The 15,366-nt window shown below is 72.0% G+C and carries 13 protein-coding genes; 7 read left to right on the top strand and 6 right to left on the bottom strand.

The features are described 5' to 3' along the window. Position 1: 1 nt before the first annotated feature. Complete coding sequence (locus ACZ6YG_RS03605) at positions 2 to 856, top strand: ABC transporter permease (RefSeq protein WP_148030553.1); 855 nt, start codon at positions 2 to 4, stop codon at positions 854 to 856. Positions 857 to 944: 88 nt separating this feature from the next. Next, the gene (locus ACZ6YG_RS03600) at positions 945 to 1,376 is read left to right on the top strand and encodes a hypothetical protein (RefSeq protein WP_466017112.1); all 432 of its coding nucleotides are present in this window, start codon (positions 945 to 947) and stop codon (positions 1,374 to 1,376) included. Between the two features lie 51 nt (positions 1,377 to 1,427). On the opposite strand, the gene ACZ6YG_RS03595 is transcribed toward ACZ6YG_RS03600, so the two are convergent. After that, entirely contained in the window at positions 1,428 to 2,762 is a 1,335-nt protein-coding gene (locus tag ACZ6YG_RS03595; protein WP_466017111.1) for a hypothetical protein, read from the bottom strand. Positions 2,763 to 2,972: 210 nt separating this feature from the next. Here ACZ6YG_RS03595 and ACZ6YG_RS03590 point away from each other — a divergent pair, with 210 nt between their 5' ends. Continuing rightward, positions 2,973 to 5,180, top strand: coding sequence for a dehydrogenase E1 component subunit alpha/beta (locus tag ACZ6YG_RS03590; RefSeq protein ID WP_397197489.1), 2,208 nt, complete (start codon positions 2,973 to 2,975; stop codon positions 5,178 to 5,180). A 12-nt stretch (positions 5,181 to 5,192) separates the two neighbouring features. On the opposite strand, the gene ACZ6YG_RS03585 is transcribed toward ACZ6YG_RS03590, so the two are convergent. Genes ACZ6YG_RS03585 through ACZ6YG_RS03575 form a run of 3 tightly spaced genes read right to left on the bottom strand, consistent with a single transcriptional unit; the run spans position 5,193 to position 7,719 of the window. Then, positions 5,193 to 6,311: a magnesium and cobalt transport protein CorA gene (locus ACZ6YG_RS03585; protein ID WP_148030549.1), complete on the bottom strand. Its 1,119-nt coding sequence runs from the start codon at positions 6,309 to 6,311 to the stop codon at positions 5,193 to 5,195. Positions 6,312 to 6,356: 45 nt separating this feature from the next. Further along, positions 6,357 to 6,812, bottom strand: coding sequence for a nuclear transport factor 2 family protein (locus ACZ6YG_RS03580; RefSeq protein ID WP_261808437.1), 456 nt, complete (start codon positions 6,810 to 6,812; stop codon positions 6,357 to 6,359). A gap of 19 nt (positions 6,813 to 6,831) precedes the next feature. Beyond that, positions 6,832 to 7,719 carry an amidohydrolase family protein gene (locus ACZ6YG_RS03575; RefSeq protein WP_261808436.1) on the bottom strand — a complete coding sequence of 296 codons (888 nt, stop codon included), beginning with the start codon at positions 7,717 to 7,719 and terminating at the stop codon, positions 6,832 to 6,834. 34 nt (positions 7,720 to 7,753) lie between these two features. On the opposite strand from ACZ6YG_RS03575, the gene ACZ6YG_RS03570 reads away from it, so the two are divergent. After that, positions 7,754 to 8,455, top strand: a complete 702-nt coding sequence (locus ACZ6YG_RS03570) for a M50 family metallopeptidase (protein ID WP_466017110.1) — start codon at positions 7,754 to 7,756, stop codon at positions 8,453 to 8,455. 9 nt (positions 8,456 to 8,464) lie between these two features. On the opposite strand, the gene ACZ6YG_RS03565 is transcribed toward ACZ6YG_RS03570, so the two are convergent. Further along, positions 8,465 to 8,896, bottom strand: coding sequence for a PPOX class F420-dependent oxidoreductase (locus ACZ6YG_RS03565; protein ID WP_148030546.1), 432 nt, complete (start codon positions 8,894 to 8,896; stop codon positions 8,465 to 8,467). Between the two features lie 111 nt (positions 8,897 to 9,007). Beyond that, positions 9,008 to 9,730: a hypothetical protein gene (locus ACZ6YG_RS03560; RefSeq protein ID WP_148030545.1), complete on the bottom strand. Its 723-nt coding sequence runs from the start codon at positions 9,728 to 9,730 to the stop codon at positions 9,008 to 9,010. Positions 9,731 to 9,818: 88 nt separating this feature from the next. Between ACZ6YG_RS03560 and ACZ6YG_RS03555 the strand changes: the two genes are divergently transcribed. The 3 genes from ACZ6YG_RS03555 to ACZ6YG_RS03545 are packed head-to-tail and all read left to right on the top strand — an operon-like array spanning position 9,819 to position 15,362. Beyond that, a complete protein-coding gene (locus tag ACZ6YG_RS03555) occupies positions 9,819 to 11,018 on the top strand; it encodes a hypothetical protein (RefSeq protein WP_308248960.1) in 1,200 nt (399 codons plus the stop codon). Then, positions 11,015 to 12,235, top strand: a complete 1,221-nt coding sequence (locus ACZ6YG_RS03550) for a helix-turn-helix domain-containing protein (RefSeq protein WP_466017109.1) — start codon at positions 11,015 to 11,017, stop codon at positions 12,233 to 12,235. Before ACZ6YG_RS03555 ends, ACZ6YG_RS03550 begins: the two co-directional genes overlap by 4 nt. A 43-nt stretch (positions 12,236 to 12,278) precedes the next feature. Further along, the gene (locus tag ACZ6YG_RS03545) at positions 12,279 to 15,362 is read left to right on the top strand and encodes a coiled-coil domain-containing protein (RefSeq protein WP_466017108.1); all 3,084 of its coding nucleotides are present in this window, start codon (positions 12,279 to 12,281) and stop codon (positions 15,360 to 15,362) included. The last annotated feature ends 4 nt before the right edge of the window (positions 15,363 to 15,366 follow it).

Raw genomic sequence — 15,366 nt, 5'->3', positions numbered from 1 at the left:
GATGACGACACAGGCGATCCGCGTGCGGGTGCCGGCCCGCAGCGCCGCGCACGACCTGCGGGCCATCAAGGTGGTCCTGCACCGTGAGATGCTGCGCTTCCTCAACGACCGCACCCGCATGCTCTCGATGCTGCTGCAGCCGGTGCTGTGGCTGTTCGTCATGGGCACCGGCCTGGGGTCGCTGGTCCAGGCGTCGATCCCGGGCGTGGACTTCCGCACCTTCATGTATCCCGGCATGATCTCCATGACGGTGATCATGACGGGCATGTTCTCGGCGGGGTCCATCGTGTGGGACCGCGAGTTCGGGTTCCTGCGCGAGATGCTGGTCGCGCCGGTGTCGCGCACGGCCATCGTGGTGGGCAAGTGTCTCGGCGGCGCGATCGTGGCCACCGGCCAGGGCATCGTCATCCTGGCCATGGCGGGGATGGTCGGGGTGCCGTACTCGCCCACGCTGATGCTCACGCTGCTGGCGGAGATGTTCCTGGCGGCCTTCACGATCACCGCCTTCGGGGTGATGCTGGCGGCGCGGATGAAGAACATGCAGTCGTTCTTCGGGCTGATGCAGATGGCGATCATGCCGATGATGTTCCTGTCGGGCGCCATGTTCCCGCTGGCCAACCTGCCGTCGTGGCTGCACGCCCTGACGGTGGTCAACCCCATGACGTACGCGGTCGACCCGATGCGCCAGGCCGTCTTCTCCCACCTGGACGTGCCGCCGGAGGTGAACGCGACCCTGAACCCGGGGGTGCAGTGGTTCGGCTGGCAGGTGCCCGTGCCGGTGGAGCTCGGGCTGGTGGCGGCGCTGGGGCTGGGGCTGCTGGCGGTGGGCATCGCCCAGTTCAAACGGGCCGACTAGCCGGGGTTCGAACACAAGAACGCTTCACGGAGAGTATTCTTCTCGTTGCAAGGAGCGACGTCATTCCCCCCCTCGAGAGGATCTCTCCATGTTGGATCTGCAGACGAAAGTCGACCACCTGGAAATCAGGGTCTCGGCGCTCGAACGGTCTACAGTGAGCGGTGTGCCCAACCTGAGCATCGAACAGCGCTTCTCCGCCCTGCACGACCGTGTCGACGACGTCGGGCGCAACGTTCTCGACAAGATCGACAAGCTGGACAAGCGCATGGACAAGTTCGACCAGCGCATGGACAAGTTCGAGCGGCGCATGGACGGGTTCGAGCGACGCATGGACAAGTTCGACCAGCGCATGGACGGGTTCGAACGGCGTCTCGACGACCTCCAGCAAGACGTCAACCTGCTCAAGCAGGACGTCGGCCAGCTCAAGCAGGACGTCGGCGAGCTCAAGCTGGGCATGGTCGACATCATGTCCATGCTCGCGAGCCTGGGGGCGACCACGCCGGAGCGACGGGTCAACTGAGGACATGGTGAGGCCCGGGGCGCTGATGCGGCGCCCCGGGCCTCGTCGATGTCAGCGCCGCACGCGGACGTAGTCGGAGCGGCTGGTGTCGCCGTTCGTCCTGTCGTCACCCTCGTAGACGAACCGCCAGCGGCCGGAGGTCCAGGCGCGGACCTCGGTGAACAGCCTGCCGCTGTCGCTCGACCAGGCGGACTTCACGAGCCTGTACTCGTCGGACCGGTTGGACTTGAAGTACAGGTCCACCTTGCCCTTGTAACCCTTCCAGGTGCCGTCGTCGTCGACCTGGAGCTGGGCCCAGATCTTCAGGTCACGGCCGCGCTTGACCGGCTCGGGGTAGGCGTTGAAGCCGAGGACCCGGGTGTCGGCCTTCTCGACCGGCTCGGTGACCCGCACGAAGTCGGGGCCGCTGACCGATCCGTCGACCCGGCGGTCGCCCGCGTACACCGCGCGCCACCAGCCGCTCTGCTCGGCGGTGGTGGAGGCGTGGAAGCGGCCGTGCCGGCTGGTGCGGTCGCCGGTGACGTCCGTCCACTGGCGGGAGGTCACGGCCCTGAACTGGATGGTCACGCGCTCACCGCGCAGCGCCCGCCGGTCGTCGGCCTGCAGGGTGCCCTTGAAGCGCAGCTTGTCGCCCTTGACGACGGGCTCCGAGTAGGCGTCGAAGCCGACGATCCTGGTGTCGATGGTCCGGGAGCGGACGCGGACGCCGTCGCTGTCGCTGACCGACGCCTTGGCCTCGGCGTTGCCGGCGAACTCGGCCCGCCACTCGCCGCTGCGCCACGGCTTCACGCTCGCGGAGAACCAGCCGTTGCGGCTGGTCTTGTCCGTGGTGACCTTGCGGAAGTCGTCGGAGCCGCGGGAGCGGAAGCTGATCGCGACCTCCTGGCCGCCGTAGCCCCGGTCGCCGGCCCTGAGCTGGCCGGAGAGCCGGACCCGGTCGCCCTTCGTGACCCTGTCGGGGTTGGCGTCGAACCTGACGATCTTGGTCTCGAGCGCCTTCTTGACGTCGAACGTGCCCTTCAGCTGGCCCGTCTCGTCACCCTTGACGGCGGTGGCGGTGTAGTTCCACGTGCCCACCGTGCCGACGGAGTGCTCGACCTGGAAGGTGTCCGTCCCGACTTTCTTGGCCTCGATGATCGGCTGGGTGCTGACACCCGGCGGAGTGAAGACCATGGTGGCTTTTTCGGCGTCCTTCGCCTGGATCGTGAAGGTCACCTTGGCGGTGCTTTCGAAGAGCACGACCGGGGATGCCGGGTTGAGTGTCACCTTGGTGACGGCCGGCGCTGCTGCCGTGCTGACCTGCGCTGACGCGGGTGGCGTAAGGACCAGCGCACCGGCCCCCACCGCCATCGCGACGGCGATCGTACGGATGCGTTGTAACGACATTCGGGTTCCTTTCCTGGATACCCAGTTGGTTTCAACGCGGCTTTGAGGGCGCCACGTGTCAAACCAGTAGACGTGGTGGCGAATGGCGAAGTTCACCATTCTGACAAGCTGTTATAGATCTATGTCAAAAGGACCGGTCCAACACATGTCGCCCGTGACTGGCAGACGAACACGGTGCTCAGCGGCCATAATCGGCATGTGGCGCGCGACATGGTTGAGACTCATTTCGTCCAGGCAGTGGAGACCCTCCAGACGGGCCCGGCCCGCGGTCCCGGTGATCCGGTGCGGGAGGGCGCCACGCTCACCGGAGAGCAGTGCCGGACGCTCTACCAGCGCCAGCTCGACAGCCGGCTGCTCGACATCGCGGCCCGCTGGCTGCGCGAGCAGGACGAGGGCTTCTACACGATCGGCTCGGCCGGTCACGAGGGCAACGCGGCCGTGGCCGCCGCGCTGCGCCCGGACGATCCCGCGCTGCTCCACTACCGGTCCGGCGCGTTCTACCTGACCAGGTCCGAGCAGGCCGGGCGGCTGCCCGAACAGGGCATCAGGGACGTCCTGATGGGCCTGACGGCGGCCGCCGAGGAGCCGATCGCGGGCGGCAGGCACAAGGTGTTCGGCCATCCCGAGCTGGCCGTCATCCCCCAGACGTCCACGATCGCCAGCCACCTGCCGAGGGCGGTGGGCGTGGCGTTCGCCATCGAGCGGGCCCGCGCGCTCGACACAGCGGGCCTGTGGCCCGACGACGCGATCGCCGTGTGCAGTTTCGGCGACGCCTCGGTCAACCACGCCACGGCCCTGTCGGGCTTCAACACCGCCGCCTACGCCACCTATCAGGGGCAGCGGGTGCCGATCCTGTTCGTGTGCGAGGACAACGGCATCGGCATCAGCGTCAGGACCCCCAGAGGCTGGGTGGAGGCGTCCGCCAGGCGGCCCGGCATCGAGTACTTCGCGGCCGACGGCTGTGACCTGGCTTCCGCGTACGACACGGCGGTGCGGGCGGTGGAGCACGTGCGCTCCCACCGCACCCCCGCGTTCCTGCACCTGTCGACGGTGCGGCTGATGGGGCACGCCGGCTCCGACGTCGAGTCCGCGTACCGCACCCAGCGCGAACTCCGCGCCGACCTGGCGCGCGACCCGCTGCTGCGCACCGCGCGGCTGCTCGTCGAGGCGGGCCTGACCACGCCGGAGGAGCTGCTCAGACGGTACGAGCTCGCCCGCGAGCACGTGCTGCGCATCGCGCTGGAGACCACCCGGCTGCCCCGGCTCCGCTCGGCGAAGGAGGTCATGGAGCCGATCGCGCCGCACGACGCCGACCTGGTCGCCAAGATCAGCCCCGTGGCGGCGGAGAGCGCGGTGCGGGAGCGGACGTTCGCCGGGACGCTGCCGGAGTCGGAGAAGCCGCTGACGCTCTCCCAGTCGATCAACCGCACGCTCGCCGACGCGCTCGCGGTCTACCCGGAGATGATGGTCTTCGGCGAGGACGTCGCCAAGAAGGGCGGCGTCTACGGGGTGACCCGCGGGTTGCAGAAGAGGTTCGGCCCCGCCCGGGTGTTCGACACCCATCTGGACGAGCAGGCCATCCTCGGGCTGGCCCTGGGCGCGGGGGTGTCCAGGCTGCTGCCGGTGCCGGAGATCCAGTATCTGGCCTACCTGCACAACGCGATCGACCAGATCAGGGGCGAGGCCGCCACGCTGTCGTTCTTCTCGCAGGGTGCCTACCCGAACCCGATGGTGGTGCGGATCGCGGGCTACGCCTACCAGAAGGGGTTCGGCGGGCACTTCCACAACGACAACGCGATCGCGGCGCTGCGCGACATCCCCGGCCTGATCATCGCCTCGCCGTCCCGGCCCGACGACGCCTCCGCCATGCTCCGCACGTGCCTGGCGGCCGCGCGCACGCAGGGGTCGGTGTGCGTGTTCCTGGAGCCGATCGCGCTCTACCACACCAGAGACCTGTTCGAGGAGGGCGACGGCGGCTGGCTGTCCCCGTACGCCCCGCCGTCGCGCTGGGCGGAGACGCACGTGCCGATCGGCGGCGCCCGCTCCTACGGCGACGGGCGCGACCTGACGATCGTGACGTTCGGCAACGGGGTGCGGATGAGCCTGCGGGCGGCGGTGCGGCTCACCCAGGAGGGCTTCAGCTGCCGGGTGCTGGACCTGCGCTGGCTGGCGCCGCTGCCGGTGGCCGACCTGCTGCGCGCGGCGGAGCTGACGGGCAAGGTGCTGATCGCGGACGAGACGCGCCACTCGGGCGGCGTGTCCGAGGGCGTCATGGCCGAGCTGCTCGACGCCGGCTACCAGGGTCAGGTGGCCCGGGTGACCTCGGCCGACAGCTTCGTCCCGCTGGGCGGGGCGGCCGACCACGTGCTGCTGTCGGAGGAGGAGATCGAGCAGGCCGCCCGCAAGCTGCTCTCCTGACCTGGCCCGGCGCTACAGCCAGCCGCGCCGTTTGAAGATCACGTACAGGATGACGCACACCCCCGCCATGAGGGAGATCGCGAACGGGTAGCCCAGGGCCCAGTGATACTCGGGCATGTGGTCGAAGTTCATCCCGTAGATGCCGCCCACCACGGTCGGCGCGAAGAGGATGGCCGCCCAGGCGGAGATCTTCTTGACCTCCTCGCCCTGCTGGATGCTGACCTCGGTCATCCTGGCCATCTCGGCGTTCTGCGCCTGGGTGACCAGGGTGGAGTTGACCACCAGGATGTCCTGGAGCTGCTGGCGGAAGGAGGCCACCCGCTCGTTGACCGTGATGGCGTGGTCGGCCACGTCGCGCAGGTAGCTCTGCAGCTCCTCGTCGACGCCGTACTTGTCGGCGCCGGCGATGAACCCGTCGATCAGCCGCACCAGCGGCGCGGTGGCCCGCTGGAACTCGATCACCTCGCGCGACAGCTCGTAGACGCGGCGGGACACGGCCGGGTCGCCGCCGAACACCTGGACCTCGATCTCCTCGATGTCCTCCTGCAGCCCTTTCACGACCGGCGCGTAGTCGTCGACCACCGCGTCCAGGATCGCGTACAGCACCGCCTGCGGGCCCTTGCGCAGCAGGTCGGGCTCTGACTCCATACGCCTGCGCACCACCTGAAGGTCGGGCGCCTCGGAGTGGCGGACGGTCAGCACGAAGTCGGGGCCGACGAACACGTTCAGCTCGCCGAAGGCCACCTCCTCCACCTCGTCCCGGTAGGTGGCCGCGCGCAGCACCACGAACAGGGTCTCGCCGTAGCGGTCGGCCTTGGGCCGCTGGGAGCCGACGATGGCGTCCTCGACGGCCAGCTCGTGCAGCTGGAACTCCTCCGCGAGCTTGACCAGCTCCCACTCCTTCGGCCGGTACAGGCCGATCCAGGCGAGCGCGCCGGGTTTGTCCTTCAGGCACTGGAAGGCGTCGGCCAGCGAACCGGGGTTGTCGATGGCGCGGCCGTCCTGGTAGATCGTGTTGTTGATGACCGTCGGACGGTAGGGCTGTTCCTCGCTGGGCCGGGGGTCCATCGACTTCTCGGGAGCCGGCTCGCGTGTCAGCCTGCCGCGCCGGCGCCCTCTCGCCCTGGTCATGCCGCCTCCTGTGTGTCGCTCCCCGTGTCGCTCCCTGTGTCGCCCCTAGGTCGCGAAGTCGTCGAGCTGTGCCATGGCGCGCTCGCGGATCATCTGCCGCCATCTCGGCGTCCACCCGAACAGCAACCCGTGCGGGCGGCCCAGCGCCATCTTGGACCAGCGTTTGAAGTCGAACTCCTCGTGATGTCTGATGATCAGGTCGTCCTCGAACCGGAACATCGCCTCTATCTCGTTGACCACCTGCCGCCCCGTACTGGGCATGCGGTAGCGGGCCGTCCAGCGGGCGGTGCCGGAGAAGTCGTCGGCCGTCGCCCCGTGGAACTCGGCCTTCATGCCGACGCCCCGGCTGAGCTGGAGCCGCCACATCGCCATCACCCTGTCGCGGCCCTCCAGCTCCTGGAAGACGGGATCGCCGAAGCTGACCTCGGGGTGGTAACAGCTCTCCATGGCCGCCGCATCAGCACGGCCGAGTGCCTCGTAGAAGGCGCTTATCAGCGCCACGTGCCGATCGTTCACTCTGCTATCGAATCATGGTCAGGCCGTTGTCCCAGCACACGGCCCTGAGCCAGTCGTCGCCGAGGCCGAGCCGGTCGAGGGCGTGCAGCTGGTGTGCGTACGGATGGGGGATCGTCGGGAAGTCACTGCCGAGGACCACCTTCCCCGCCAGCCCGAGTTCACGCAGGGCGGGGCGGAGCCGGGCGGGAAAGGGCATGCCGAGCTCGGCGAAGTCGGTGAAAGCCATCGTGGTGTCCAGTGCCACCCGCTCGTAGCGCTCGGCCAGCGCGAAGAACGGATCGTACTCCGGCATGCCGAGATGGGCGATGATCACGCGCAGCCGGGGATGCGCGCGCAGCACCTCGCCGATCGGCTCGGCGCCGACGTACCCGCCGGGCACGGGCACCGAGCTGGCGTGCACCACCACGGGGACGCCGGCCTCGGCCAGCAGCCCCCAGATGCCGTCCAGCTCGGGCAGGCGCGGGTCGAAGTCGCCCACCTGGAGGTGCACCTTGAAGATCTTGGCCCCCTGGTCGAGGGCCTGCCGGACGTAGGCGGGGGCGCCGGGCTCGGGATAGAAGGTGGCCGAGGGCAGGCAGCCGGGCGTGCGGCCGGCGAAGCCGAGTGTCCAGGCGTTGAGGTCGGCCGCCATGCCGGGCTTGTGCGCGTACGCGAGCGCGGGGAAGGCCGTCACCCCCAGCTCCCGCAGCCGGGTCACGCGCTCGGCGACCGGCCACTCGTACTCGATCTTCCAGCCGCTGCCCATGAGGGGTCCGCCGTGGTGGAAATGGTGCCAGACCCGGCGTTCCATCCGCTCGGGCAGGAAATGCACGTGCAGGTCCACCAGGCCGGGCAGTCCGAGCGCCGCCCACCAGGCGCGCACCCCTTCATCAGAATCAAGTTCTGTGGCCACGACCGTGACTTTACCCGGATAGGGTTCCTAATCGATGGACAAGCTCTGGGCTCAGCTGATCGAGGCGCAACCTGACCCCGACCCCTGGGTCGTGGTCGTCTCCGCGCTGGTCGCGCTGGCGATCGTCACCTTCACCGTGCCCTGGCAGCTCACCAGAGGGCTGATCACGATCGCCCACGAGGGCGGCCACGCCGTCATGGCGCTGCTCACCCGGCGCAAGCTGGAGGGCATCCGGCTGCACTCCGACACCTCGGGCGTGACGCTGACCAGGGGCAGGCCCACCGGGCCCGGCATGGTGCTGACCGCGCTGGCGGGCTACCTGGCGCCGTCGCTGCTCGGGCTGGCCGCCGCCTGGCTGACCGACCAGGGGCACATCACGCTGCTGATCTGGGGGATGCTGCTCTTCCTGGTGTGCATGCTCCTGCTGATCCGCAACCTGTACGGCGCGCTCATCCTGCTGGCGTCGGGCGGGGCGGTGTTCGCGCTGTCGATGTACGCGCCCGGCGAGGTGCAGCAGATCGTGGCCTTCCTGGTGGTGTGGTTCCTGCTGTTCGGCGGCGTCCGGCCGATCCTGGAGCTGCAGCGCAAGCGGCGCAGGCGCCAGGCGCGCGACTCCGACGCCGACCAGCTGGCCCGGCTGACCCTCCTGCCCGGCGGGTTCTACGTGTTCTTCTTCCTGCTGGTGGCGGGGGGGTCCGTGGTCGGGGGCGCCTACCTGATGAACCCGCTCGCGTAAGTAAGCCGGTCAGACCACGTCCCGGGTGGACAGCTCGAACGGCCCGGTGTCGATCCCCCAGCTGCGGACGCGGCGCGCACGGATACGGATCCAGGCCGGGTCGAACGGCATGTTCGCGCCGATGCGCTCCCCCAGCTCGGCGCCGCCGGTGGTGTGCGTCTCCGCCAGCCCCCGGATCTCGATGCCGCGCGGCGTCCACGGGTCGACAGAGGCCAGGTCGTCCACGATGAACGCCACGTCGGGATGCCGCCGCGCGTCGCGGAACTTCTTGCTCTCGGACATGCCGGTGCCGGCGTGCCCCCCGATCACGACGCAGCCGGACTCCGGGTCGTAGAAGACGCCCACGGTGACCAGGTGCGGCCGCCCGCCGGGGCCCACGGTGGCGAGGCGGCCCAGCAGCTGGCCGTTCAGGTAGGCGATCTCGTTGGTCGTCATGCTCATGCCCCGAGTCTCGGCCCTGCGCTCACGGGGAGGGAGACCACGTCAGGACTGGCCCTGTCAGGGCCACCCTCGGGTCCGACGCTGCGCACCCGCCCATCCCGCGCGGCCTGCTCAGCTGATCGACCTGTCATCGAGGTCGGCTGTCATGGCCGCCTCCCGGCCGCGCTCGAACCCGGTCTCGTCGTAGAAGGAGGACGCGCCTGGCTTGGTGTCCCAGCGCTCGAACTCCGCGCGCACCGCCGCCTCGCGCCCGGCCAGCACCAGCTCACCCGCGCCGCCGGAGACCTCGTCGGCGACCTCCCGCACCCGGGCCCGCATCTTGTCGGCCAGGCCCGTGCCGAAGCCGCGGTAGAAGCCCCGCTGGTACAGCGTCCGCTTGCGGCGCAGCAGCTGCGCGGGCAGGCCGGGATGCCTGGCCCGCTCGGCCCGCCAGGCGAGACCGAACCGCAGCTCCATCTGGATCAGCACCGAGGGCAGCAGGATCTTCAGCGACTTCAGCACCTCCACGGGGCCGACGAGCCGCACGTGTGAGACCCGGTCGCGCCGGCGTCCGCCCTCGTGGCAGCCCATGCAGCCGAGCGCGCTGCTCACCAGCCAGACGGCCTCGGCCCGCTCGACGTGGTGACCGCCGCTGGTGTCGATCGGCAGCCGCCACGTGCCGACGGGGCTCGCGGCGTCGCGGCGCACCGTGTCCGCGTCCAGCCCCATCCGGTAGAGGATCTTGGCCGCCAGCGCGGCCGCGCTCTCGGCCTCCTCGCGGTCGGATCCCTTGCCCTCGGCGATGTCGAGCAGCGCCCGCACCTGGTCGACGCCCCAGCTCTTCCGTTCCCCCACGACCTCACACCCTCTCATCCCGCTCCCCCGGCGCGCGGCGGACCGGTCGCGGCGGAGAATGTCGGCCGGAGGCCGTACCTTAGTGCGCGTGCCCGAGCAGCCCTTGACCCTCGACGCCGCGCTCAGCGATGAGGCGGTGCTGTCGACCTACCGCCGGATGTTCGCGGCGCTGGCCCGCGACAGCGGCGCGGTGGTCGACGACCCCGTGCTGGTCGACATCGCCGAGACGCTGTTCGCCGCGTTCGCCGACGCGGGCGAGGAGTGGCTGACGCACGAGCAGATGCGCCTGGCCTGCGGGGCCTATCCGGCCGACCAGTTCGACAACCGGCTGCGGGTGCTCAAGGGGCTGGGCGCGATCCGCGAGGTGTTCCCCAAGCCCAACCAGCTCCGTTACCGCGCGTCGTTCACCAGCGTGGTCGGCCTGATGTTCATCCGGCGGATGATGGACGACGGCGGCCAGTCGGAGATGCACCGCCTGCTCGCCCTCGAAGATCTCAACGTCGCCGACCCGCGCACCACGATGGAGGAGGCCCGGCAGAGCGCGGCCGGTCTGGCGCGGGCGTTCCGGCTGTGGGCGCTGGAGCTGATCACGCTCACCACCGGCACCATCGAGGAGCTGCGCGAGCAGGCGCCCAAGCTGTGGGGCACCGAGGAGATCGCCCGCCGCGCGCAGAGCGTCCACGGCACGATCCTGACCCGCTGGCCCGAGCTCGACCGGGTCTGCACCGACCTGCGGGCGGCGATCTACGCCTACAGCGACGCCTCCCGCCGCGCGGCCGGGCGGCTGGCCGACTCGGCCGGCACCACCCGCAACCTGACGCTGCTGCCGACGGAGACGTGGCGCACGTTCGCCCAGACGGCGACCAAGGAGCGGCTGGCCGCGGTGCTCGACGGGTTCGTGTTCGACGCCCCGGCGCCGTGGCACGATCCGGCGGCGATCGCCCGCGCCGTCGACGAGGCGCCGCGGCCGGCGCCCGCCCAGCCCACGCCGCCGCGCTCCACGCTGCCCGACCCGGGCCCCGACGGCTCGCTCGGCGCCGCGCGGGAGGCGGCCGTCGAGCGGCTGCGCGAGCTGGCCGAGTCCCTGCTGGGCGGGGAGTCGCGGGTGGCGCTGGCCGACGTGCTCGGCCCCGACTGGGCCACGGCCCGGCGGGTGCTCGCCGACCTGACGACCGTCGACCTGCGGCCGGAGCTGCCCTACCGGCTGGCCTGGTCGGACGGGCTGACGATCGACCCGTCCCGCGAGCCGTCCTGGCTCTCCCACGGCCACCTGGAGCGTACGCCGTGACCGCCGATCAGGCCGCGCACGCGCGGGCGCGCGCGCAAGGCCCGCTGCGGCTCGGGCCCGGCGCGCCGGCCCCCGCGGGCATGACCAGGCTGAGCGGCCCGGACTCCTCAGGGGTGGCGCTGCCCGTGTGGCCCGACGGGGTGACGCCGTCGCTGCTGGAGGAGCACCAGGTGCCGCCCATGCCGGTGGAGCGGGCCGGCGAGACCCGTCGGGTGCTGGCGGCGGTGCTCAAGTGCTGCTGGGCCGACCAGTCGGCCGACCCGTGGCCGGGCGAGCCGGCGCCGCTGGAGCGGGTGCTCGACACCTACCGCGCGCTGATCGGCCGCACCGACGACCTCATGCGCAACTGGGCCATCGGGGCGCTGCGCCGGCTGCACGACTCGGCGTGGGTGGTGGTGGCCGGCGGCATCGTCTCGCTCGGCCCGCGGTGCGCGCTGTGGCCCGTGGAGTCCCACGCGGTGTTGAAGGACCTGGTGCGCCGCATCCCCGAGCCGGAGCGCCGCGCCGTGCCGGTGGTCCCCGACGCGGGCCTGGTCGCCGCCGCCCTTCCGGAGCCCGCCGCTCCCGACCAGGGCGCGGGGAGCCGGGCGGAGCCGGGCGTGGCCGAGTTCGACGACCTGCTGAGCGGCTACGACGAGCGCCGCAGGGCCGAGCTGGTGTCCGCCTTCATGGTGGTGGAGCACGCCGCCGAGCCCGTGCAGGAGACGAGGTTCGCCGCGCTGCGCGACCCGGCGCTGCGGCGCACCCTCGCCGAGATGCTCGCCCGCCGCGGGCGCACGCTCGTCCAGCAGCGCGAGCGCTGGATCTCGGGTTACGCCGACGAGCTCGTACGCGACGAGCCGCCGGGAGGAGGGCCGGGCGAGAGCGAGCGGGCGGTGCTGACCCTGGTGCTGGTCCACTCGGTGGCCATCCCCCGCGCCGAGGGCCTGCTGCCCGAAGACTCGTGGCTGTCGCCGCACCCGGCCCCGGTCGACGAGTTGCGCCGCCACACCCAGCTCCCGATCGGCGAGCTGGAGTCGGCGCTGCGCGCGCTGCGCCACGCGGGGCTGGTGACCCAGGTCAAGGCGGGCGAGGAGGCCGGGGGTTACGTCCCCGGCCCGCAGTTCCACCGCCTCACGCCGGAGGCGCGCAGGCGGCTGCAGGAGGAGCTGATCCTCGCGGCGGGTCCCGACACGCCGCTGGCGGTGGCCGTACGAGCACGCAGGGCCGCCCGATGACCGGGGCGGCCGACCGAAGGAAACGGGGGTAGTGGTGGCGCAGGTGGAGAACGTCGTGGGAGATCGGGTGCTGGTCGCCGTGCAGGCGGTCAACATCTCCCGGCTGTCCACCCATCCGGTGCCCGTAGTGCCCGGCACGCTGATCGTCGTGGCGGGAGCGGGCCCCAAGGACTCCAACGGCGCCGGCAAGTCGTCGTTCATCGCGTCGATCACCGCGCTGCTCGGCGACGAGCAGTGGCGGTTCGCCTCGGGCGCCAAGACGGTGTCGGAGCTGCTGTTCAACGCGGAGCTGGCCAGCGGGGCGGGCGCGCGCCAGTGGGCGAGCGCCGGCCACGGCTACATCGTGGGCGTGTTCGCGCCCGCCGCCGGCAGCGAGAGTCTCGACGCCTACACGGTCGATCCGGGCGACGACGACGGCGAGCTGTTCGGGGTGGCCGGGCGGCCCGACGCGCCGCTGACCGTCTGGCTGCGGGTCAACCAGGAGGCTCCGCATCTGGAGATCCGCTGGCGGGAGGGGGTCCGGCTGGCGGCGGCGCCGTCGGAGGCCGAACGCGTGGCGCGGGCCGACGAGATCTGGGCGTCGCTGCCCCGATCGGCGGGCCGGCGCGACGTCGTGGCCCGCGACCTCACCAAGGTCCTCTACGGCGACCGGGTGCGGTGCGTGTCGTTCCTGTCGACGAGCGTGCGCAGCAAGGTGGCCACCAACCTCCTGTCCCAGCCGCTCAACGAGATCTCGCCGGAGCGGGTGTTCGAGGCGATCGCGGCGCTGACCGGGCTCGACGCGGAGCTGGAGCAGGAGCGGGAGGCGCGGCGCGACGAGCACGCCAAGCGGGTGCGGGCGGCGCAGGCGGCGGAGCGGCTGGCCGAGTTCGAGACCGAGTCGCGGGCGCTGCTGTCCACGTTCGACCGGCGCGACCAGGCGAGGGTGGGCCTGGCCGGGGCGTTGCGGTGCTGGCAGGGGCGCCAGGCGCGCAAGCTGGCCGACGCGGCGGCCAAGGACTCCGCGCTGGCCGCCGAGCTGGCCGGGCACCAAGCGGCGGGAGAGACGGCGGCCGAGGCGATCGCCGAGGCCAAGGCGGAGATCGCCACGCTCAAGGACGACACGCTCGACCGGCGCGTCACCGAGGCGCGCAAGGAGTTGGCCGCCCTCCAGGCGCGGGCGGCCAAGCTCGACGCCGACCGTGCGGTCGCGGAGAACTCCGCCGACGAGCTGCGCGGCCGGATCCCGGCGCTGGAGGAGACACGCAGGTTCGCCGACGGGCGCGACGTGCCCGCGGCGGAGGGCGAGCTGCGCGAGTCCCGGCTGCGGCTCAACGAGGCGCTCAAGGCGCTGGGCGTGGCCGACCAGGAGGTGGCCTCGGCCCGCGCGGCGCTGGACGACGCCGAGGGCGGCCCTGCCGCCGCCCAGCTCGACGCACTCGCCGGGGCGGGTGTCCCGGCGTCCGGCCTGCTGGACGCCCTCGACGTCGCCGAACAGGCCCGCGACCACGCCACGAGCGCCCCGCCTTCGACCTCCGGCCGTGCGTCCGCCGGCGGCAGGACCGGCAGCCTGGCGGATGCCGCCGGCGTCACCGGCGGCGTGACGGGAGGCGGGCTGGCGCTGGACGAGCTGCGCAACTGGCCCGGTGAGCACGCCGTGATCGTCGACGCCGGCCGGCTGGCGGAGGCGGCCGAGGCGCTGCGTGAGCTGCCCGGGTCCGTGCTGGTCAGCGCGGCCGGGGTGAGCGTGGTGGGGGCGTTCGAGGGGGTGGCGACCGGCAGGGAGGCCCGCATCAAGGCCGCCGAGCAGCGCCTCAACCGCGCCGTCGACTCTCAGGACACCGCCGCCGAGGCCGTGCGCGACGCCGAGGAGACGGTGACGCTGGCCCAGCGCAGGCTCGACGGGGCCAAGGCGGGCGTGCGGCTGGAGGAGCTGGAGCGGCGGCTGACCGGGCAGCGCGCCAGGCTCGCCGAGCTGGCCGCCGCCCTGGAGGAGCTGACCCCGAGGGTCGCGGAGGCCGAGCGGGAGACCGCCGCGCTCGACTTCCGCGCCCGCACCAGAGACCTGGAGATCGAGCGGCTGGAGAGCCGCCGCCGGCAGCTCGACGGCGAGCGGGCGCGCGCCCGCGAGCAGGAGACGCGAGTCACGGCCGAGCGGGAGGCGCTGAAGCTCGGCGCGCTGGCCGCCGAATGGGGCGGCACCGCCGAGTCGGCCGTCGAGTGGCTGGGCGAGCTGCCCGAGGAGGAGCGCCCGCGCACCGCCGACGAGTGGTGGCGGGTCGCCGAGCGCCGGCTCGACCAGGCGCTGCGCGACACGTTCCCCGAGGAGGACGCGGAGGTGCCGGAGGAGCTGCGGTTCCTGTTGGCCGAGCGGGGCGGCAGCGCGGCGCGGGAGCAGGCGACGTTCGCGGGCGTGTGCGGCGCGCTCGCCTCCTACCTGCGCGGCCAGGAGGAGTACGAGAAGCACCAGCGCAGGCAGATCGAGGCGCAGCTGGTGTCGCGGCAGCGCGACCTCGCGGCGGCCGACAAGGGCGCGGAGGAGGCGGCGCAGTCGACGGCCGTGCACCGGGCGGCGCTCTCGGCCGCGATCAAGGCCAGGCTGGAGCGGGTGGCCGAGGAGTTCGAGAAGCTCGACGTCTCGTACGGCGGCTACGGGGCGACGCTGGAGTTCCCGGTGCCGCCCGCGCCCGCGGACCCGGAGCAGCGCTGGCAGTGGCGGGTGACGCCGAAGTGGCGCCGCGGCGAGGGCCAGGGCTTCGTGCCCTACAACCGGCGGGCCAACACCGCCCTGATGGACGAGAAGGCGGTCAAGCTGGTGTGCGCGGCGGCCATCGCCTCGTCCGGGGGCGGCCACCTGTGCCTGGTGCTCGACGAGCTGGGCCGCAACCTGGGCAAGGAGCACCGGCGGGAGGCGGTGGCGCTGTTCCGGCGGATCGGCGAGACCTACGGCATCACGGTGATCGGGGCGCTGCAGGACGACATGGAGCCGTACGCCATCGACGCCTGCGGCCAGTACGTCAAGCTGCGCCGTTCCTCCGACGCGATGCCCTACAACGAGCCCCCGGTGATCGTCGGCCACGACCAGCACGCTGACCGGGTCAAGGCCCTGGCGGCCTACGTCGACAGGTCCGGCGAACAGCCCGGCTGAGCGC

Source organism: Nonomuraea sp. NPDC054003, from assembly GCF_055585125.1.
This window is presented reverse-complemented; position numbering and strand designations above follow the sequence as displayed.